General features: G+C 48.7%; 22 protein-coding genes. 14 read left to right on the forward strand and 8 right to left on the reverse strand.

The window, feature by feature from the left end:
- Positions 1 to 97: 97 nt before the first annotated feature.
- The 3 genes from DCM90_RS05565 (at position 98) to DCM90_RS05575 (ending at position 3123) form a co-directional block, all read left to right on the forward strand.
- Positions 98 to 508 (forward strand): peptide deformylase, encoded by a 411-nt coding sequence (locus tag DCM90_RS05565; protein WP_109250343.1) that lies wholly within the window; start codon positions 98 to 100, stop codon positions 506 to 508.
- 290 nt (positions 509 to 798) lie between these two features.
- On the forward strand, positions 799 to 1347 hold the full coding sequence (locus tag DCM90_RS05570) for a MarR family winged helix-turn-helix transcriptional regulator (protein ID WP_109250344.1): 549 nt from the start codon (positions 799 to 801) through the stop codon (positions 1345 to 1347).
- Positions 1348 to 1359: 12 nt separating this feature from the next.
- On the forward strand, positions 1360 to 3123 hold the full coding sequence (locus DCM90_RS05575) for an ABC transporter ATP-binding protein (protein ID WP_306419289.1): 1764 nt from the start codon (positions 1360 to 1362) through the stop codon (positions 3121 to 3123).
- Between the two features lie 78 nt (positions 3124 to 3201).
- Here the strand turns inward: DCM90_RS05575 and DCM90_RS05580 are convergent, their stop codons facing one another.
- On the reverse strand, positions 3202 to 3576 hold the full coding sequence (locus DCM90_RS05580) for a MerR family transcriptional regulator (protein ID WP_109250345.1): 375 nt from the start codon (positions 3574 to 3576) through the stop codon (positions 3202 to 3204).
- 86 nt (positions 3577 to 3662) lie between these two features.
- Here DCM90_RS05580 and DCM90_RS05585 point away from each other — a divergent pair, with 86 nt between their 5' ends.
- From DCM90_RS05585 to DCM90_RS05600, 4 genes are all read left to right on the forward strand, one after another.
- A complete protein-coding gene (locus tag DCM90_RS05585; protein ID WP_109250346.1) occupies positions 3663 to 4421 on the forward strand; it encodes an SDR family NAD(P)-dependent oxidoreductase in 759 nt (252 codons plus the stop codon).
- 70 nt (positions 4422 to 4491) lie between these two features.
- Positions 4492 to 5022 (forward strand): GNAT family N-acetyltransferase, encoded by a 531-nt coding sequence (locus DCM90_RS05590; RefSeq protein WP_109250347.1) that lies wholly within the window; start codon positions 4492 to 4494, stop codon positions 5020 to 5022.
- An 84-nt stretch (positions 5023 to 5106) separates the two neighbouring features.
- The gene (locus tag DCM90_RS05595) at positions 5107 to 5730 is read left to right on the forward strand and encodes a sugar O-acetyltransferase (RefSeq protein ID WP_165815223.1); all 624 of its coding nucleotides are present in this window, start codon (positions 5107 to 5109) and stop codon (positions 5728 to 5730) included.
- A 59-nt stretch (positions 5731 to 5789) separates the two neighbouring features.
- Positions 5790 to 6350 (forward strand): dihydrofolate reductase family protein, encoded by a 561-nt coding sequence (locus DCM90_RS05600; protein WP_109250349.1) that lies wholly within the window; start codon positions 5790 to 5792, stop codon positions 6348 to 6350.
- 335 nt (positions 6351 to 6685) lie between these two features.
- Here the strand turns inward: DCM90_RS05600 and DCM90_RS05605 are convergent, their stop codons facing one another.
- On the reverse strand, positions 6686 to 7504 hold the full coding sequence (locus tag DCM90_RS05605) for a polysaccharide deacetylase family protein (protein ID WP_109250350.1): 819 nt from the start codon (positions 7502 to 7504) through the stop codon (positions 6686 to 6688).
- Between the two features lie 134 nt (positions 7505 to 7638).
- Between DCM90_RS05605 and DCM90_RS05610 the strand changes: the two genes are divergently transcribed.
- Positions 7639 to 8382, forward strand: a complete 744-nt coding sequence (locus DCM90_RS05610; protein WP_109250351.1) for a sulfite exporter TauE/SafE family protein — start codon at positions 7639 to 7641, stop codon at positions 8380 to 8382.
- Between the two features lie 216 nt (positions 8383 to 8598).
- On the opposite strand, the gene DCM90_RS05615 is transcribed toward DCM90_RS05610, so the two are convergent.
- Positions 8599 to 8961, reverse strand: a complete 363-nt coding sequence (locus tag DCM90_RS05615) for a DUF1304 domain-containing protein (protein ID WP_109250352.1) — start codon at positions 8959 to 8961, stop codon at positions 8599 to 8601.
- A gap of 262 nt (positions 8962 to 9223) precedes the next feature.
- On the opposite strand from DCM90_RS05615, the gene DCM90_RS05620 reads away from it, so the two are divergent.
- From DCM90_RS05620 to DCM90_RS05640, 5 genes are all read left to right on the forward strand, one after another.
- A complete protein-coding gene (locus tag DCM90_RS05620) occupies positions 9224 to 10270 on the forward strand; it encodes a BMP family lipoprotein (RefSeq protein WP_225365977.1) in 1047 nt (348 codons plus the stop codon).
- 64 nt (positions 10271 to 10334) lie between these two features.
- Positions 10335 to 11903 (forward strand): ABC transporter ATP-binding protein, encoded by a 1569-nt coding sequence (locus DCM90_RS05625; RefSeq protein WP_109250354.1) that lies wholly within the window; start codon positions 10335 to 10337, stop codon positions 11901 to 11903.
- The gene (locus DCM90_RS05630; RefSeq protein ID WP_109250355.1) at positions 11900 to 13009 is read left to right on the forward strand and encodes an ABC transporter permease; all 1110 of its coding nucleotides are present in this window, start codon (positions 11900 to 11902) and stop codon (positions 13007 to 13009) included. The genes DCM90_RS05625 and DCM90_RS05630 overlap by 4 nt, the downstream gene beginning before the upstream one ends.
- 1 nt (position 13010) lies before the next feature.
- Positions 13011 to 13967, forward strand: coding sequence for an ABC transporter permease (locus DCM90_RS05635; RefSeq protein WP_109250356.1), 957 nt, complete (start codon positions 13011 to 13013; stop codon positions 13965 to 13967).
- Positions 13968 to 14052: 85 nt separating this feature from the next.
- Positions 14053 to 14649, forward strand: a complete 597-nt coding sequence (locus DCM90_RS05640) for a cadmium resistance transporter (RefSeq protein ID WP_109250357.1) — start codon at positions 14053 to 14055, stop codon at positions 14647 to 14649.
- 186 nt (positions 14650 to 14835) lie between these two features.
- Here the strand turns inward: DCM90_RS05640 and DCM90_RS05645 are convergent, their stop codons facing one another.
- The 4 genes from DCM90_RS05645 to DCM90_RS05660 form a co-directional block, all read right to left on the reverse strand.
- The gene (locus DCM90_RS05645) at positions 14836 to 15816 is read right to left on the reverse strand and encodes a M48 family metallopeptidase (RefSeq protein ID WP_109250358.1); all 981 of its coding nucleotides are present in this window, start codon (positions 15814 to 15816) and stop codon (positions 14836 to 14838) included.
- A 10-nt stretch (positions 15817 to 15826) separates the two neighbouring features.
- On the reverse strand, positions 15827 to 16420 hold the full coding sequence (locus DCM90_RS05650; protein ID WP_225365978.1) for a LemA family protein: 594 nt from the start codon (positions 16418 to 16420) through the stop codon (positions 15827 to 15829).
- 162 nt (positions 16421 to 16582) lie between these two features.
- On the reverse strand, positions 16583 to 17227 hold the full coding sequence (locus DCM90_RS05655; protein ID WP_165815224.1) for an NAD(P)H-binding protein: 645 nt from the start codon (positions 17225 to 17227) through the stop codon (positions 16583 to 16585).
- A gap of 23 nt (positions 17228 to 17250) precedes the next feature.
- Positions 17251 to 17844 (reverse strand): NAD(P)H-dependent oxidoreductase, encoded by a 594-nt coding sequence (locus DCM90_RS05660; RefSeq protein ID WP_109250360.1) that lies wholly within the window; start codon positions 17842 to 17844, stop codon positions 17251 to 17253.
- A gap of 103 nt (positions 17845 to 17947) precedes the next feature.
- Here DCM90_RS05660 and DCM90_RS05665 point away from each other — a divergent pair, with 103 nt between their 5' ends.
- A complete protein-coding gene (locus tag DCM90_RS05665; protein WP_109250361.1) occupies positions 17948 to 18295 on the forward strand; it encodes a winged helix-turn-helix transcriptional regulator in 348 nt (115 codons plus the stop codon).
- A 37-nt stretch (positions 18296 to 18332) separates the two neighbouring features.
- Here the strand turns inward: DCM90_RS05665 and DCM90_RS05670 are convergent, their stop codons facing one another.
- Positions 18333 to 18887 carry a TetR/AcrR family transcriptional regulator gene (locus DCM90_RS05670; protein WP_109250362.1) on the reverse strand — a complete coding sequence of 185 codons (555 nt, stop codon included), beginning with the start codon at positions 18885 to 18887 and terminating at the stop codon, positions 18333 to 18335.
- Between the last annotated feature and the right edge of the window lie 63 nt (positions 18888 to 18950).

Here is an 18950-nt window from a genome sequence, read left to right on the forward strand (position 1 = left end):
TCATTAATAATAAAATCAGGAGTAAAGATCGGGGATTTTCTTTTAGGCTCCGTTTAGCTACAATAAGGGAACATTAAAAAAACGAGGTTCTTACGCCATGATAAAACCGATTAATCACGATCTCAAAACGTTATCCATCCCCGCATCACCCGCCACGCCAAGCGACAAAGCCGTTATATCAGACTTACTGGACACCTTACAGGCCAACAGCGCAACCTGCGTGGGAATGGCCGCGAACATGATTGGGGTGAACAAACAAATTATCGTGGTACAGATTGGCCCGTTTGCCGTTCCCATGGTCAATCCCAAGGTGGTCAAACGGTCGGATCCTTACCTAACCAGCGAAGGATGCTTATCCCTCAGCGGTGAACGGCCAACCACCCGATATCACCACGTTACCGTTCAGTACCTAGATCGGCAGTTCCAGCCCCAAGAACAAGCCTTTGATGACTTTGCGGCCCAGATTATCCAGCACGAGGTCGATCACTGCAACGGCATTTTAATTTAATCTAACAAAAGCCACCGACCTAATGCTGCTGGGGTTCGGTCATTCGGCACTTCGCTCAAAAAACGACTCTTGCAACGTAGTCCGAAAGCCCTTCATCCTTAACAGGATACTTTCGGACCAGGAATTACGGGATATAAGACAGACCACAACTAAATAGGGAGGATGGTCTGAACGTCTTATCTCCCAGCCCGTTTATTTAGGCACCTAACAAAATCCTTGCATTCTGATGTCAGGTGCGTATACTTAGGATCTTGTTAGGTACCTAAATAAATTTTAAGGAAGTCGACAAAATGACTGAAAAATCAAACGAAGTCATGCAGAACATGATGCGGATTATCAACGCCATCCGAAAAAACGGCGCCCGTCATTACCATTACCAATATAGTAGTCAAACCCGGGTGTTGGCCCTCATTGCGCAGCATCAGGATATCACCCAGAGTGAATTAAGCGAATTACTGGATATTCGCCCCTCATCCACCAGTGAACTGTTGAAAAAGCTGGAATCAAAGGGATTAGTGACCCGAAGTGCGGATCCTAACGATGGCCGGGTCTCCCACTTCACCCTCACGGACGCGGGCCAAAAGATTGCGAAGGAATTTCACGGGGATGCCATTAACGACCTGACGGAAAATCTCACCCAGAACCTCACTTCAGATGAGGTGGATCAGTTAAACCACCTCTTAGAAAAGGTCCTTGACGGATTCGAAACGGACGACGAGGACTTTAACGGTTGGTCCAGTGATGATTTTCGCCGGACGTTTAACCGCCACCGGGGTGGCCACGGATTTGGATTTCCACACGGCGACCGTCCCCGCGGCTTCTTTAACCCATTTCAATAGGAGGTGGCCACAATGCGAAATATGCCAAATCTTGAAGCAGATGAATCACTGAACCACCTCTTTACGTGGAAAAAATTCATGGATTTACTCAATAAATCCAAACCGAAAATGACGCTATTAATCGTGGGATTTATCATCAGTCTCATTTCCACCGGAATTAGCCTGATGATTCCCCTCTTCACCAAAAACTTAGTGGATGGGTTTTCCCTTAAGAATCTCAACGCTGGGTTCATCGCAATCATTGTGGCGGCCTTTCTCATTCAAGCCCTCACCAGTGCCATTTCGAGTTACATGATGGGCGTCATGGGTGAACAAACCGTTGCCAACCTGCGGCAGCTAGTCTGGCATAAGATCGTTGATCTGAAGGTTGCTTACTTTGACGACCACCAAACGGGTGAAACCACCAGCCGGCTAACCAATGATACAACGGTGGTCAAATCCCTCGTGGCCGATCAGCTGCCCTCCTTTATTAGCGGTATCCTCTCCATGGTGGGGGCCTTCATCGTGCTCTTTCTCATGGATTGGAAAATGACCCTGGTTATTCTAGTAGCCGTTCCCATCGTTGCCCTATTAATGATTCCAATCGGTAACTGGATGCGGAAAATTTCCATTCGCTTACAGCGTCAGACGGCCGAGTTCAACAGTTTATCAACGGAGACCCTCAGCGAGGCCCGTCTAGTTAAGGCCTCAAACGGCGAAACCACTGAAATCAAGAACGGGGACAATGGCATTCAGAACCTCTACCAAACCGGGGTTCAAGAAGCCAAAATCATGGCCATTATCAGCCCAATTATGCTGCTTGCCATGATGGGGATCCTCGTTGCCGTCATTGGTTACGGCGGAGTTCGGGTCCAGAACGGAACACTAACCATCGGAACCCTAGTGGCTTTCTTGCTGTACCTCTTCCAAATTATCGCACCCGCAACCCAATTCTCCCAGTTCTTTACCCAGCTCCAAAAGACCAAGGGCGCCACGGCTAGGTTGAACGATATTTTGGAACAGCCCGTTGAAGATTTATCCGCGGGTAAAGCAGTTGACGTTTCCGGCCAAACAATTGCCGTTCACGACGTTAGTTTTAACTACGAAGCGGATAAACCGGTTCTAAAGCACATTAGTTTTGAAGCGCACCCGAATTCCATCGTGGCATTTGCCGGCCCCAGCGGTTCCGGGAAGTCCACCCTCTTTAGCCTGCTGGAACGGTTCTACCAGCCAACGTCGGGGGAAATCACACTGGGAACACATCCTATTAACGACATTGCGTTAGAGTCCTGGCGGGGGCAGATTGGCTACGTGGCCCAAGATAGTGCCTTGTTCACCGGCACAATTCGGCATAACCTTACCTACGGCCTCGACCGGGACGTTTCAGACGATGAACTTTGGCAGGTGTTAAAACTGGCGTTTGCCGATCAATTCGTCCGGGACATGCCCGACCAGTTAAACACTCAGGTGGGTGAACGCGGGGTTAAGGTATCTGGCGGGCAGCGGCAACGCTTATCCATCGCCCGGGCCTTTCTCCGGGACCCTAAAATTTTGATGCTGGATGAAGCAACGGCCAGCTTAGATAGTCAATCCGAAGAGATGGTTCAACGAGCCTTAAATAACCTGATGGCCCACCGGACCACGCTCGTCATTGCCCACCGTTTATCAACCATAGTGGACGCAGATAAAATTATTTTCATCGAAAATGGTGAAATTACGGGTCAAGGCACGCACAAAGAACTATTAGCCACCCACGACCTCTACCGTCAATACGTGGACGAACAATTTAATAACTAAGGGTTTAAACCCCCGTATCCGACCTAGAAATGCAATTCTGCCAGCATTTTAGGTGATACGGGGGTTTTTAATTTGCGGTTATGCGTCGGGTTGTTGTTTTAGCTGCTTTAGGTGGGTCAGCTTTTGCTTTAAAAACTGTTTTTGCTGCTCGATGTCTGCAATCCGTTTATCCAGTTCGACGTCTAAATGGGTCAGAAAGGTTAGGGCCTCATCCACTTTAGCGGGCGTGAAATCCGTTTCACTCAGCTGAACAAAGTTTTTCGTTTCCTTCACGGTCGCACCTAGCCGACGAAAATGCACTACCTTATTAACGGCTTCAACGTCCGAATCCGAGTAGTGCCGAATTCCCTGCTGATCCCGTGTAATAGGCGGCAAAAGGCCTTCGCTTTCATAGTATCGGAGGGTGTTTTTAGAAACCCCGAACCGATCGGCCACTTCTTTAATTGAGTACATAGTAAACTCCCTTCAACTTTTCACTTGCGTTAGTGTAACATGAACGTGCTAGACTTGCCATCAACAACTTGAAGGGAAGTTTTATCATGACAAATACTGAAACCATTACGTTAATCACCGGGGCCAACCGAGGCATGGGTTATGAACTTGCTAAAGCTCTAGGGCAGGCTGGGCAGCACGTCCTCGTCGGTTCCCGCCGCTTCGATAAGGGCCAGGCTGCCGTTCAGCAGCTCCAAGAAGAAGGCATCACCGCAGACGCCATTCAGCTTGATGCGACAGACCACGATTCCATTACCCGGGCCGTTCAACGGGTAAGCGATGAATTTGGCTACCTCACCATCCTCATTAATAATGCCGGGGCTGCCTTCGACAGTCATCACGCCCCATCTGATTTACCACTTAATATTATTCGCCAAGACTTTGATCTGAACCTCTTCGGGTTAATTGACGTGACCCAGCAGTTCTTACCCCTCCTGAAAAAGAGCCCGTCCGCTAAAATCATCAATATCTCGAGCATGATGGGATCCATTACTGCCGCACTGGATCCAAATTCAGCCGTTTATCGGGCTAGTGCAGCGGGTTACCAGGCCTCAAAATCGGCTGTTAACATGTACTCCGTTCAACTCGCAAAGGAGCTTCAGCGGGACAACCTTCCCATTACGGTCAACCTAATTGATCCCGGGATGGTTGCCACCCACTTTGGCGGAGTAACACCGGAACAGGCCAAACAAATGGGGGCTCAGCCGCTCGAAGTCGGGATTGCAAGAACGGTTGAACTAGCAACGAGCTCCGATAATAACACCTCCGCAACGTTCAGCAACGTTAACGGTCCGGTAGGCTGGTAATTTTCCCGTTGGAATTGGGGGCCGTTCATGATACGGTAAACCTAAATAAACCTTTTTAGGAGGCCCCACCATGCAGATTATTCCAGTTACACCTGATGAATACAAAACCACCGAGCACCTCGTGCAAACTGCCTTTGCGCCCGTTGAACTATCCGACCACGATGAGCATCGATTGATTAACCGGCTCCGAAACGAGCCCCACTACCACCCGGAATTTGACTTAGTGGCTAAGGATGAGAATGGGCAAATCATCGGCCATGCGATGCTGTCTGAAATTCAGATTCAGTCCAACTCTCAATCCGTTACGGCCCTTGCTCTCGCTCCCTTAGCCGTCCTGCCAGAGGCCCAAGGTCAGGGCGTTGGGGGAAGACTCATTGCGGCGCTTGAAACCGCAGCGCGAGAAGCCGACTATCCCGCCATCAGCATCCTCGGTGATCCCCACTATTACGGTCGGTTTGGGTACGTTCCCGCTAGTCAGTATCAAATTCACGCAAGCTTTGCCGTCCCCGCCGAGTTTTACATGGTTAAACCACTCACTCCTCGGGCCCTGGCAGGCGTTACGGGTACCATTTCTTATTTACCCGCGTTTGGGATTGACTAATTTTCCGGATAAATTAACCCGTTCATAAATTTATTGATAAATTATGCTATGATAATCACATCAATAAAAATTGGAGTGATTATTTTGTCAAATCGACCCGCCGATCCAAATATTGAAGCCCTTTCAAAAAAGGACATTTTTGATCGAGTTCGGGATGGTGATTGGTATCAGTTCAAACACGAACCCGCCATGCAAAAAATCGTTACCGAGAGTGCCATTCAAATTCAAAAAATTAACGACGTGGCTAAAACTGATCCGGATCAGGCACTAACTATGCTGCACGACATCGTCCCCCATTTAGCGGACGATGTCGCCATCCTGTTTCCGATTGCCACGATTGAGCACCCTGCCTGTTTAACCGTTGGCCCCGGGACCTTCTTTAACACGGGATTGCAAATTCTCAGTGCTGGCCAGGTGACCATCGGCAGCAACTGCTTTATTGGCCCGAACTGTCAGCTGTATACCCCCAACCACCATCCATCGGATAAGCTGCTGCGCCGAGATGGTTGGCAGTATGACCTGCCCATTACCATCGGGGATGACTGCTGGTTTGGAGGGTCAGTCATTGTGCTTCCCGGGGTTACACTCGGGGATAACGTGGTCGTTGGGGCTGGCAGCGTCATTACCAAGGACGTTCCAAGTGATACCGTGGTTGCAGGGAACCCCGCCCGGCCGATTCAGCACCACGAAAATTCCCCGGCATCTTAATCGTTGCATCTCCACCCAATTTCAACTAGACTCTGCGTAAAGCAGAGGAGGTTTTGCCAATGAAACGCCAGGTGATTTTGTTCATCGCCCAGAGCTTGGACGGTTACATTGCCAAACCAGATTTTTCCGTTGATTTTTTGATGACGGGCGACCCCATCGAACCAGACCACGAATACGATAAACTCATGGCCCAAGTCGATACCGTTATCATGGGAAAAACGACCTATGATCAACTCGTCACCGAGTTATCACCCACGCATTATCCCTACGCCAACCAGGAAAGTTATGTTCTAACGTCCCACCCGGAAGACGTCGAAGCAACGGGTAACCGGCACTTCATGAATACGGATCCCGTTGCCTTAGTTCAACAACTAAAAAGTCAACCCGGACGCAGCATCTGGATTGTCGGGGGCAGCAGTTTAATTACGCCGCTCGTCAATGCGGGCCTCATTGACCGCTACCAAATTGCCGTGGTTCCCGTTATCCTAGGTGACGGAATTCCCCTTTTTTCATTGGGCATTCAACCGACAACGCTCAACCTAGTCGACGCATTTAAAATTAACGAAATTGCCTATTTAACGTACCAAAAAAAGGGTGTGGAATCACTCGGGAGATCTTGAGGATTAACGTAAGAAACAAAATATGCTGGGCTTTAGCATAATTTGTTTCTTGGGTTATCCGGAGGGATCTGAGTGATGGAACCCGACTATAAGGTGTGGAAAGCCTCGGTAACTCTCGAGGATTAACGTAAGCAGCAAATAATACTAAAGCCCAGTATTTTTTGCTGCTTGGGTTAACCGGAAAGAGTTGAGGTTTGGAACCCAACTATAGGGTGTGGAACCACTCGGGAGATCGTGAGGAATAATGTAAGAAGTAAAATTGGAACCTGACTATATTAAAACCCTCCAAAAACACACCAAGATTAGATNNTCTAATCTTGGTGTGTTTTTTGGAATTAACTTAACAACGAGGCAAATGCCGTGGTGGTCATCCCTGGGGTTACCCGTTGACGCTTCAAGTTATACCATCCCTGATCCTTAACGCTGCCCATCCCGGGAGCGGTCGTTAACCCAATTTGGTAGCCAGCCTGTTTAGCCAGCTTAGCTGTAGCGTCATTTGCTCGGCCCGCTGGGTAGCAAATCATCTGAGTATCCTGGTGCAGTTTCTCATCTAACCACCGTTTTGACTGCACTAACTCCGTCTTTTGCTGGGCATCCGACAGTTCATTGAGGTCTAAATGCTGAACCGTATGGCTTTGAAAATCTACCCACCCCGTTTTTTTCATGCGTTCCATGTCGCGCAACGATAGGTGGTTTTTATGCGTCGTATAATCCGTGATGACGTTAATGGTGGCGTGCACGTGATTTCGCTGTAGAATTGGCAGCCCCTTCGTTAAATTATCTCGGTAGGCGTCATCTAAGGTCACCCAGACCACTTTTTTGGCCGGCAGCGAATTCGTTTTAAACGCTCGAATGGCTTCCGCCGTTGTTAACGTATAGTAGTGATGTTTATGTAGGTAGGCCATTTCCTGCTGAAACTGGCTAGCGGGAACGCGTAAATCGTTTCCCGATGAAATACTGTGATACATCAAAATCGGAATTTTAACGGCGTTTTGAACGGGCTGCCATTTCACCTTTGCGGGCGCCCTTTTCTTTTGGCTAACCGCTGATGATTGCGACGATTGCCCCGTCTTAGTCCGTGACTGGCAGCCGCTTAGGCCCCCAATTCCCATTAGTATTAATAATAACCCCACAATAACTTTTCGTTTTTTCATTCGACCATCCCCGATTCTTGCATTGAATTTAAGTATACCAAACTCGACTAAAATCTTGTTTTGTGGTGCTCAAGGTTAAGCGATACGCCTATAATGAAATTAATTAAACCTTCACATTTGGAGATGATGCTACTTTGTTGATTACAACGTTAATTATTGTAGGAATCCTAGCCGGACTCTGCCAAACGGTAGCTGGCCTGGCGTCATTAGTTTCCTACCCAGCCTTACTAGCACTGGGATTACCACCCATCACGGCTAACGTTACGAATACGGTTTCCCTGGTCTTTTCCGGGGTGAGCTCTACCCTCTCCTCACAGCGCGAGCTTCGGACTCCCACTGCCAAACGGGAACTATTTTCCATCCTTCCCGTGATGTTATTAGGGTGCATCTGCGGAGCACTCCTTTTGTTCGTAATTCCCGCTAAGGCCTTCACCCGGGTGGTGCCGTTCTTTATCCTGTTCGCGGCCTTTGCTGAACTGTTGCCCCAACCGAGCCGGCCGGATCACGTTTCCTGGCCCCGCCGGTGGCTTGCGTTTACCGGAATCTTTTTTGTCGGGATGTATTCCGGTTACTTTGGCGCGGCAGCCGGCGTTTTAATGCTGGCCCTATTGGGGATCATAAGCACATCCGATTTTCCCACCTATAATGCCGAAAAAAACGTTGTCTTTGCCATCACCAACGTCCTATCTTCGATCATTTACGCCGCCCATACTAAACTGCTATGGCGTTGGATTTTACCGTTAGGGTGCGGCTTCTTAATTGGGGGCTACCTCGGTCCCATTATTGTCCGCCACGCCCCGGTGGCCCTCCTAAAGGTCATCATTTGTTTTGGGGCGGTTGTCTTAGCCGTTACCCTATTCATTCAGGCCTACTTTTAAGCGCGCTCCCTTAAAAAGGGATCACGATAGCTTTAAATCGGCGTCAGCGTTCTGGAATGAGCGGCACTTACTCGTTATTAATTCGTCACTTCAGTTATAAATGGTCACTGACCAACCTGACAAATAGGCAGCGGATCGACTTCGATAAAAAATTATCGAAATCGATCACGCTGCCTATTTGTTGTAAACGAGTTTAGTTGCGCATATTCCTTAACGTTACAACAATGCTAACAACGCTAAGATGGCTGGAAGCCCCTGCGTCCAAATAATTTGGCGACTGACCGTGATCATCCCGAAAACGGCGGCCACAATAATAAAAATCAAAAAGACCCGCTGCATAAGCAACGAAGCAGCCCCAACCAGCGCAAACTCGGCAACGAGTAAGCCAACCCCAAGAAAACCGTTGTAGAGCCCCTGATTAGCAAACGCCACCCTTGCCTCAGGCTGGGCTAAGAAGTCAGCCGACAGACCAAACGCCCGCTGCGCCGCCTTGGTTTGGGAACCAAACATTTCAAATAGCATGATCCCAAGGGCTTCCACGGCGACTAAAGTAACTAAAATCAATCGTAATTGAACCATTTTCTCATCTCCCTACCCTCAATTTACTGTATTTTTGTTTTTTCCACCACCATTCGACTTTTATGGCGTTGACTAACAATTGTTTAAACCGTTTTACGTCTTATGAAAATACGAACTTTATTTAAGATAAAATAATTTATATTCCTAACATTTACGAACATTAATCGAAAAAAAGAGTTAAAACAGCATTGACTTACCGAACAAACAGATGCTATCTTATAACCAACGCAAACGTCAAAACCACTTTTGGGAGGAATTCAAGTTGAAAAAAGCACTTGCAACAAGCGCGACAGCATTAGCCATTATCGGGTTAGGGATAACACTTACCGGTTGTGGTCATCAGTCAACTGCCAACGGAGAAAAAACTAAGTCCACTACGCATACCGTTGCCTTAGTCACCGATGGCGGTGGAATAGACGATAAATCGTTTAACCAATCCGCTTGGGAAGGCATGAAGGCCTGGGGGAAAGAACACGGCCTAAGTAAGGGCGTTCACGGTTATAACTACGCTCAATCAACTTCAAATTCTGACTTTGCTCCTAACATTAATAAGTTAATTAAGGCCAACTACAAGACCATCTTCGGGATCGGATTTAATCTCCAACAAACCGTTTCGGATGCCGCTCAGGCGAACCCAAAGACGAACTTTGCCATCGTTGACGCAGTCGTCCCTAACCGAAAGAACGTCGCCTCAGCCACCTTCCAGACCGAACAGTCCAGTTACCTAGCTGGGGTAGCAACGGCCCTCTCCACTAAAACGAACCGGGTCGGTTTTATTGGGGGCCAGAAGAGTGCGGTCATTAGCACCTTCCAAGCCGGTTTTACGGAGGGAGTCCACGCCGTTAACCCTAAAATCAAGGTTGACGTTAAGTACGCTGGTTCCTTCACCGCACCAGACAAGGGTCAATCCCTCGCCACCGCAATGTATAACAACCAAGAAGACGTGATTATGACGGCCGCCGGCGGGACCGGAAACGGCGTGTTCACGGCGGCTAAAAACCTAGCCAAGGACGGTAAAAAGGTATGGGTCATCGGGGCGGACCGGGACCAAAAGTCCGATGGCGCCTACAAGGGGGGTAACGTCACCCTGACATCGACCATCAAAAACGTTGGCAGCGCCGTTGAAGACCTCTCTAACCGGGCCATGAAGGATCAATTCCCCGGGGGAGAAGTTCTCAAATATAACCTCAAAAACCACGGGGTTGATATTAGTCGTGATGGACTATCAGCCCAGACGTGGCAAAAGGTTCAGGCCGCTAAGGAAGCTATTATTTCGGGTAAAACGAAGGTATCCGACACAGTTAAATAACGAATTTGAGCTAGGAATCATGGGTCCCCACCATGATTCCTTTTCAAACCTAGGAGGCAGCTAAATGGCTCAAGTACTCGTTTCCATGCAGCACATCACTAAACGGTTTGGTGACTTTTACGCCAATCAAGACGTTAATTTATCGGTTCATGCCGGAGAAGTTCTCGCCCTGCTAGGGGAAAACGGTGCTGGTAAATCAACGCTTATGAGTATCCTGTCCGGTTTGCGGCAGCCCACAAGCGGGACCTTAATGATTAAGGGGCAGCCCGTATCGTTCCGAAGTCCCCGCGATGCCACCTTAGCGGGCATTGGCATGGTCCACCAGCACTTCATGCTCGTTCAAGCCTTCACCGGACTCGAAAACGTTCTGCTCGGCGATGAATTAGTTCACCACGGCGTCTTAGCCGAAAAACGGGCGCAAACCCGCATACAAGCGTTAGCGGATACCTACCACCTCAACGTTAATCTCAATCAGCGGGTGGCGGAAATGTCCGTGGGGATGCAACAACGGTTAGAAATCCTGAAAACCCTCTACCGTAACGCCGATATTGTGATTCTCGACGAACCCACGGCCGTTCTAACACCCCAAGAAATTACGAGTTTAATGGAAATTATTCATCAACTTACCCAGGAGGGCAAAGCGGTTATTTTTATCAGCCATAAGCTGAGTGAGATTAAAGCCATTGCGGATCAGTGTGTCGTCATCCGCCACGGTCAGGTGATTCAAACGCTTGCGGTCAATACCACGGATGAATCGACCCTCGCCGATTTAATGGTCGGGCGGCACGTTTCCCGGTCGCTAGCCAAACCGGCACCTCAATTAGGAACGGTAAGCTTGGCACTACGCCACTTATCCGTCAAGGATCACCGGGGTATCGAGCGCGTACATCAATTAGATTTAGACGTTAGCGAAGGCGAAATTGTGGGCGTAGCCGGCATTGATGGCAACGGTCAGAGCGAACTGCTGAGTGCACTCACGGGCATGCTGCCTGCGTCTGCCGATCAATTTACGTTAAACGGCCAGGATATGCGCCATCGTTCGCCGCGGCAATTCACACAACAGGGTCAAGCCTACATCCCCGAAGACCGCCAAACCGTGGGCTTAATCCTCCCCTTTACGTTAGCCGAAAATCTGATGGGCCAGGGATTCATGGCGGCCCAAAATTACCGTTTCGGTCTACTCAACTACCCCTTAATTCGGGCTAAGGCCCGGCAGTTAATCCAAAAATTTGATATTCGAACGGTCAGTGAACAGGTCCCAGCAGCCTCCCTATCCGGTGGAAATCAACAAAAACTCATTATTGCCCGGGAGTTAAGCCGTCATCCGAACCTATTAATTGCGGCAAATCCCACCCGGGGGCTCGACGTCGGTGCCATTGAATACGTCCATCAGAGTATTTTGGATCAGCGGAACCAAGGAAAGGCCGTCTTGCTTGTTAGTTTTGAATTAGATGAAATTCTGCAGTTAGCCGATCGCATTGTGGTGATGCACGATGGTGAAATTATTGGCGCTGCCAACCCAGCTAAAATTACCCGACAGGAACTCGGCCTCTTGATGGCGGGTTCCCCCGTTGAGCGTCCCGAAGCCCAAAGTTACGTTACCGTTTCAGAAAGGAGTCCCCGTTCAAAATGAAAACCGCCCGTTTATGGAACATTTGGATTCCCACGTTTGCCATCCTTGCGGGATTACTCATTGGTGCATTCATCATGGTCATTTTTGGCTACAATCCCGTCGACAATTACTTGAGTATGTTTCAGGGAGCCTTTGGCGACATTAATTCATGGGGTGCCACGCTAAGCGACATGACTCCCCTTATTTTTACGGCCCTCGGGTTCTCCATTGCAGATTCCGCCGGTTTCTTTAACATCGGCAGCCCAGGCCAGGCCTTAGTTGGTTGGCTAGCCGCAGTGTGGTTTGCCCTTGCTAACAGTTCCCTCCCTGGCTGGCTCCTAATTCCCGGGGCCTTACTAATGGGTGGCGTGGCCGGTGCCCTCCTATCGGGTCTAGCCGGAGTTCTGCGGGCCTACTTCGGAACGAACGAAGTCATTTCAACGATTATGCTGAACTACGTCGCCTTATACGTCGTCAACTACCTCGTTCAAACCCAGTTGGCGATTCACCATAATGATTATTCTAAAACCATCCCGGCGGCGGCCCGGTTAAGAACCCCGTTTTTGGAACAGTTAACCCGCAACTCGACGTTTAGCTACGGTTTCTTTATGGCTCTTGCAGCAGCCATCATTATTTTTATCGTCATGCGTTTTAGTCGAATCGGGTTTGAAATCCGGGCCGTTGGTTTAAATCCAACGGGTGCCGCTTACCTAGGGATTAATTCCAAGGCGGTTATTATTCGATCCATGGCCCTCTCCGGCTTTTTGTCTGGGTTAGGGGGCGCCATTAACGGACTCGGCAATTACGAAAATATTACCGTTAGTTCCGCCCTTCCAACCATTGGCTTCAACGGAATGGCCGTTTCCCTGCTGGCTGGTGGTAATCCCCTCGGCATTCTTCCGGCCGCCCTTCTCTTCTCGGGGTTAAGCATTGGGGGCCTCAATATGTCCGTGGTCTCAAATACCCCGCCAGAAATCGTCAACGTGATTATTCCAACCATTATTTTCTTCGTTGGTTGTAACTACGCCATTCGCTACCTATTGAATCACCAGATTTGGCGAAAACGAGCTGCCGACCATCCAGCCGAAGCAGCTCAAACCACAACGTTTAAACGGGAGGTCGACTAGCATGTCAACGATCATTCTATTAATGACCATTGTTTCAACCACCTTAATTTACGCGGCCCCCCTGATGTTTGCGGCCTTGGGCGGGACATTTTCTGAACGCGGTGGCATCGTCAACGTGGGTCTTGAAGGCATTATGGTTGTCGGCGCTTTTTCCGGGGCCGTCTTCAACCTTAGTTTTGCAAAAGTACTCGGTCCGAATGCCCTTTGGCTGGCCATCTTAGTGGGGGGCCTTGCGGGAGGCGGTTTTTCCCTCTTGCACGCCGTTGCAACCATTAACTTTCGCTCCGATCACATTATCAGCGGGACCGTTCTAAACATGTTGGCTCCGGCCCTGTGCATCTTTTTAACGCGGGTGCTTTACAATCAAGGCCAGACCCCTAGCTTATCGGTTTCATTAGGAACGACAACCGTACCCGGGCTCTCCCAGCTGCCTGTTTTGGGCCCCGTTTTCTTTACAAAAACCTCCCCGAGCGGGTACTTCGCTATCGGAGTTGGCATCCTCTGTTGGCTCTTGCTTTATCGGACCCGTTTCGGTCTGCGCTTACGCTCCGTGGGGGAAAATCCCGAAGCCGCCGCAACCTTAGGCATTAACGTTGTCGCGCTCCGGTATAGCGGCGTCATCCTCTCCGGTCTGCTCGGCGGGATGGGCGGTGCCATCATGGCGGAATCCATTACGCTGAATTTTAGTGCGACAACCATTGTCGGCCAGGGCTTTATGGCGCTGGCAGTCATGATTTTCGGGAAGTGGAATCCGCTGGGGGCCATTGGTGCCAGCCTCTTTTTCGGCTTAGCCCAAAGCCTTGCCATTGTCGGCGACTACATTCCAGTTTTAAGCCACCTGAACCAAGTCTGGTTTCAAATTGCCCCCTACCTCATAACGTTAGTGGTCCTCGTTCTCTTCTTTGGTCAATCCACGGCGCCGGCAGCGGATGGCTCAACCTACATTAAGTCTAAGTAATCAGCATCCCTTCGTTTTTCAACTCGGTTCGACCTAAAAAAGAGTAGAATAATAAGGATTGGATTAAAGTATACGGAGGGATCACATGCTGACCAACCTTATTCCAGCGACGTTTGCCTTTTTGGCAACGGACATGGACGATTTATTCTTACTCGTTACCTTCTTAATGGTTGCGGCAAACGAGACCGGTGTCAAACAGCAGCGCGACCTCATTAAGGTTTTTGCGGGCCAAATTTTAGCTTTTGCGGTCATTCTATTAGTGAGTGACCTCGGTAGTTTAGGAATCCGGCTGCTTCCCACCCGCTTCATCGCTGGATTAGGTGCCATTCCCTTATTTATGGGCTGCCAGATCTTCTGGAGCGAGCACCGGGCCAAACGGGAGCACCAAAAACAAGTCATCAACCAACACGTGGTTTCCGTCGGGTTCGTTTTTATCACCATTTTAGCTGACGGTGGCGATAACCTTGGGGTGTATATTCCTTACTTCTCACTCCTAAATAACACCCGCTTAATCGAAACCAATCTGTATCTGCTCCTGTTGATTTGTATTTGGTGTGGAATTGGCCTTGCCCTCACCCACGTTAAAAGCTTCGAGACCTTCTTCCACCGGCACGGCGAAAACTTAACCGGGGTGATCTTAATTGTATTGGGATTAATATTGATTTATAAGGGACTCAGCTAGATATATATCCCTACCAAGGATTTCATGTGTGTCAATCAAACAAACGCTATTTAAATTAGTGAACGCCTTTTGTTTCACGTGAAACAGCCAAGCCCTTACGTGGAGTTAGACTAACGAAAAAAGATCGGATAACCATATCTGGTTATCCGATCTTTTTTGTATTTTTTTGTAAGCAACACCACTGTTTTATTGATCGTCGGATGCTCCACTATCGCCTAAGACTTGTTTCAGGTTCGCAATCCGTTCGTCCAACGGTGGATGATCATCCATCATCCGGGACCACCAGGAACGTTTATGTTCCTTACCAAATAGTGGTTCCGTGATATACAAGCCCGCGGCCTGCGGGGATAACGTCGTCGCAGCCGGTTGGGGTTCCTGCAGCTTTTCAAGGGCGCTGATTAATCCCTGCGGATCACTTGTCAGCTCCGCCCCAGAAACGTCGGCAAGGGCCTCCCGCCGCCGCGATAAGAACTTCTCCAGTAGGTAACTTAGCGGCAAACCTACTACCAAGATGACAACTCCGATTAGCATGAAGGCTAACCCGATGTACTGGGAATTATCCCGACTATCACTATCACGGTAGTAAGTCATTGATTGACCCACCCGCATCAAGCCGTAGCCCATCAGACTAATAAACCCAACTAGGGCAATCGACAGGGTAGTGACCCGAATATCATAGTTTTTAATGTGGCTCATTTCGTGGGCGATGACGCCCTCTAATTCTTCCCGGTTCATAATGTCTAATAAACCCTGAGTCACCGAGATGCTCGCCTTTTCAGGTTTCATTCCCGTCGCAAAAGCGTTTGGTGATGGATCAGGAACAATGTAAACCCGCGGCATGGGTAACCCGGCGGCCAAGCTCAGTTCCGTCACAATGTTATAAACCTGTTGGTACTTCGGATTGGATGTGTTCTCGGTGATTTCCTGACCCTTGTTCATTCGAACAATTTCTTGGCCTCCCTGCCAGTAGCGGTACAAGATATATAAAATCAAGAACCCCTCTAGCCAGAGCATGGCCTGACCAAACGCCATTAGATTGTCACCCGTAAAGAAATAGGCCAGCACTCCAAAGATAATATTAATTAGGAGCAAAAAACTGGCAACGGCCCAGACAGACCGCTTTTTATTCGCATTGACCTGGGCCCCAAGCGTATCCAATTTAGCCATTGGTCTCACCTCAGAACTTGACTTCTGGTACGGTCTCCGTTGCAGGATCGGTTGGTAACTGATCGCGCTTCGTGAAGTGGAACATTCCGGCTAAAATATTTGCTGGGAACGACTGAATCCGGGTATTGTAGTCCCGCACCACTCGGTTAAAGTTGGTCCGGCTTGCTGCAACCCGGTTTTCCGTCGTCGTTAGCTCTTCTTGTAACTGACTAAAGTTTTGGGATGCCTGAAGGTTGGGGTAGTCTTCGGCAATGGCAAATAACCGGCCTAAGCCCGCAGTGGCAGCATCGTTAGCCTGCACCCGCTTAGCTAAATCCGCGTTATTATCGGCCATTGTTGCCGCATCGGCTTCCAAGCTATCAAGGGTCGTGCTGCTTTGGCCATCGTTTCTGGCCGCAATCGTATCCATAAACGTATCGTGTTCATGTTTTGCATAACCCTTAACTGTATTAACCAAGTTTGGGATTAAATCGGCCCGCCGTTTGAGTTGAACCCCGATTTGGCTTTCGGCTTCATCGACTGAGTTTCTCGCCCCAACCATTCCGTTGTAAATAAAAATCCCTAAAACAATTAAGATCACAATAACAACAATTGTAATAATCAATTAAATCCCTCTTTCTGTGAACGATATCGTTCCATCTCATTATTTATACTTACGCAAACCCGGTCCGATCCCACGTCGATTATGGGCTGAACTGTCCCCGTAAGTGTAACAATGGATTGAGCTCGATGCAAGGGGATTACAGGCAAACCAACACCCGATGACTTAAAGATTATCAAATAATTTAGAAACGGGTTCGTTACCGCTAAAGAGGTCAAACGCTTGATGATAGGTCCGTTCATCTGAAATAGCCGCAATAACAACAGCCGCCACATCCGCCCGGGAGATCACCGCATTATGCCCCGTTGCTTCCAGTGATCCCCGACCCGTCCTAGGTCCGTTAGATAACAGCGGGGGGCGAACAACCGTATACGTTAATCCACTCCGACTTAATTCTCGTTCAGCGTAGTACTTCGCCAAATAGTATTGGGGAATATCATAAATATCCCACGTACTGCGATCTGATGCACCCGCTGCTGAAACCATTAAAAAGCGACTCACTCCCGCTAGTTTTGCCGCATCCATTAACTTAACGGCTCCGTCTAGATCTAACCACTCAGCTAAGTCAGGGCGGCTTTGACTGGCCCCAGCAGCAAACACAATCGTCTCCACCCCGGCCAGTTGATCCCTTAGCTGGGTTATCCCATCTTGAATTAAATCCACATGACGTACCTGAACCCCAAGTTCCGCTAACTGACGATCCAACTTGTGACTATGCACACCGGCAACCACCGCTTGTGATGCAGCCACTAACTGCTCAATAATTTCAAATCCCGTTCGGCCGGTAGCACCGATCACTAATACCGCCATTTTTCTCATTTCCCCTCACAAATTTATTTCTCATCGGTTGAATCTTTACCAGCGTACAACTCTGGTAGTTCACGCAAAAACTTATTTCGAACTGCATCGGTAGTGACGTTAGCTTCACCAAGATGAATCCAACGGGTGGTTTTTGGATCAATCCCTAAGTCCGCAAAAACCCGGTTAATGAGAACGCCCTGAATGGGATCGCCGGCCTCCGTCGTTAAGTAATCCTTCGTAACCGTAGCCGTTGAAATAACCGTGGTCCGTTGAATATTCGCCAATAATCCCCGCCAGGGTTCTTCATACGCAAAGTTTTTGAGCATCACCTTATCCAAGAACCCTTTCACAATTGCCGGCAAGTAAAACCACCAAATTGGGAAAATGAAGATTAATTCGTCACTAGCTAAGATCATCTCCTGATACTTTTTAACGAGTGGGTCCACTGACTCTCCCCGGCTGAATAACCGTAATTCTTCCTTCGTGTAAGCCGGATTAAAGTGGTCGGCGTACAAATCAATGATTTGGTAAGCCTCATTTTGGCTGTCAAACTGATCCCTCAACCGGTTTAAAATCGCGTGGTTCAAACTCCCATCATAGGGATGAGCGTAAATAAGGGTCTTCATGTGTGGTTCCTCCTTAGTTAATCTGCCACCAGTTTATGGTATACTAGTCGCTCGAACAAGTACGGTAATTAAAGTGTGATACTATCCTAAAGGAGAGTGTTAAATGGCAGATTCAGAAGATTTATCCTACGTTCATAATGCCGACCTTAAGACAACGGGCTTTGGCCATACCTTGGCGCTCCTCGGCGGTAAATACAAAATGTTGATTTTATACGCCCTTACGCTTAACCAAGATCCCATCCGCTATAACGCACTTAAACGGCTGCTGGGAAATATTTCGTTTAAAACGCTCACTAATACGCTGCGTGAACTGGAGGCCGATGGACTTGTCGCCCGTAAAGAATACCCCCAGATCCCACCAAAGGTAGAGTACAGTCTAACCGATCTCGGTCAATCTCTCATTCCCGTCATTGACGTGATGTGTGACTGGGGCGAGGCCCACGGTGCTTAAAAAAGGAATCATCCGTCTCACAGCGGATGATTCCTTTTTATTTCATCAAAGTCTCAAAGCTAGGTGCAATCAACTGCCAAATGGCCTCAAACTGGTCCCTTGTATGTTCACCCCAATCGGTGGCAAATGCGGGAGTAGTAAAGTAGGTAAACGCCTGCAGTAAGGCTTGGACATGGATAAGGTCGTCCGTCTTTAACGCCGCTGCCAAGCTACTTGTGAGATCCTGCAGGTGAATGGCGAGGACTTCTGGATTTCCATCAATGTAGTCCGTATATAATTTGAACATCTGCGGATCATTTTGGTTGGTCTGAATTTTAGCGTTCGCCAGCGCCCACAACCAATCATGGGCAATATCTGCCTGACTCGAATAACCGGACGTGTCAAACGGAAAAATAACGGCTAACACTTGATCCAACCAATACAACGATAGGGATGTCCACAAATCCTGTTTATTTTTAAAGTGCTTATATAGCGCAGCCCGGCTTGTCCCCAACGCTTCACCGACATCGGCCAATGTAACGTCAGCGGCCCCGTGCTGTTCGACCAGTTGAGCGGCCGTATCTAAAATTAGGGTATTTGTTAGTTTTGTCATAGCTTCATTATAACACCAAAGTTACTTTATTTGACATTAGTAACTTTGGTGTTAAACTGATCA

Source organism: Levilactobacillus bambusae (genome assembly GCF_003124125.1).
Classification (GTDB): Bacteria; Bacillota; Bacilli; order Lactobacillales; family Lactobacillaceae; genus Levilactobacillus; species Levilactobacillus bambusae.

Coding starts and splice junctions, on each gene's coding strand:
- DCM90_RS05570 (WP_109250344.1), top strand. CDS start 799: ATGACTGAAAAATCAAACGAAGTCATGCAGAACATGATGCGGATTATC.
- DCM90_RS05615 (WP_109250352.1), bottom strand. CDS start 8,961: ATGGTTCAATTACGATTGATTTTAGTTACTTTAGTCGCCGTGGAAGCC.
- DCM90_RS05655 (WP_165815224.1), bottom strand. CDS start 17,227: ATGGCGGTATTAGTGATCGGTGCTACCGGCCGAACGGGATTTGAAATT.
- DCM90_RS05665 (WP_109250361.1), top strand. CDS start 17,948: ATGGCAGATTCAGAAGATTTATCCTACGTTCATAATGCCGACCTTAAG.
- DCM90_RS05575 (WP_306419289.1), top strand. CDS start 1,360: ATGCGAAATATGCCAAATCTTGAAGCAGATGAATCACTGAACCACCTC.
- DCM90_RS05630 (WP_109250355.1), top strand. CDS start 11,900: ATGAAAACCGCCCGTTTATGGAACATTTGGATTCCCACGTTTGCCATC.
- DCM90_RS05585 (WP_109250346.1), top strand. CDS start 3,663: ATGACAAATACTGAAACCATTACGTTAATCACCGGGGCCAACCGAGGC.
- DCM90_RS05625 (WP_109250354.1), top strand. CDS start 10,335: ATGGCTCAAGTACTCGTTTCCATGCAGCACATCACTAAACGGTTTGGT.
- DCM90_RS05600 (WP_109250349.1), top strand. CDS start 5,790: ATGAAACGCCAGGTGATTTTGTTCATCGCCCAGAGCTTGGACGGTTAC.
- DCM90_RS05645 (WP_109250358.1), bottom strand. CDS start 15,816: ATGGCTAAATTGGATACGCTTGGGGCCCAGGTCAATGCGAATAAAAAG.
- DCM90_RS05635 (WP_109250356.1), top strand. CDS start 13,011: ATGTCAACGATCATTCTATTAATGACCATTGTTTCAACCACCTTAATT.
- DCM90_RS05605 (WP_109250350.1), bottom strand. CDS start 7,504: ATGAAAAAACGAAAAGTTATTGTGGGGTTATTATTAATACTAATGGGA.
- DCM90_RS05660 (WP_109250360.1), bottom strand. CDS start 17,844: ATGAAGACCCTTATTTACGCTCATCCCTATGATGGGAGTTTGAACCAC.
- DCM90_RS05590 (WP_109250347.1), top strand. CDS start 4,492: ATGCAGATTATTCCAGTTACACCTGATGAATACAAAACCACCGAGCAC.
- DCM90_RS05580 (WP_109250345.1), bottom strand. CDS start 3,576: ATGTACTCAATTAAAGAAGTGGCCGATCGGTTCGGGGTTTCTAAAAAC.
- DCM90_RS05640 (WP_109250357.1), top strand. CDS start 14,053: ATGCTGACCAACCTTATTCCAGCGACGTTTGCCTTTTTGGCAACGGAC.
- DCM90_RS05670 (WP_109250362.1), bottom strand. CDS start 18,887: ATGACAAAACTAACAAATACCCTAATTTTAGATACGGCCGCTCAACTG.
- DCM90_RS05565 (WP_109250343.1), top strand. CDS start 98: ATGATAAAACCGATTAATCACGATCTCAAAACGTTATCCATCCCCGCA.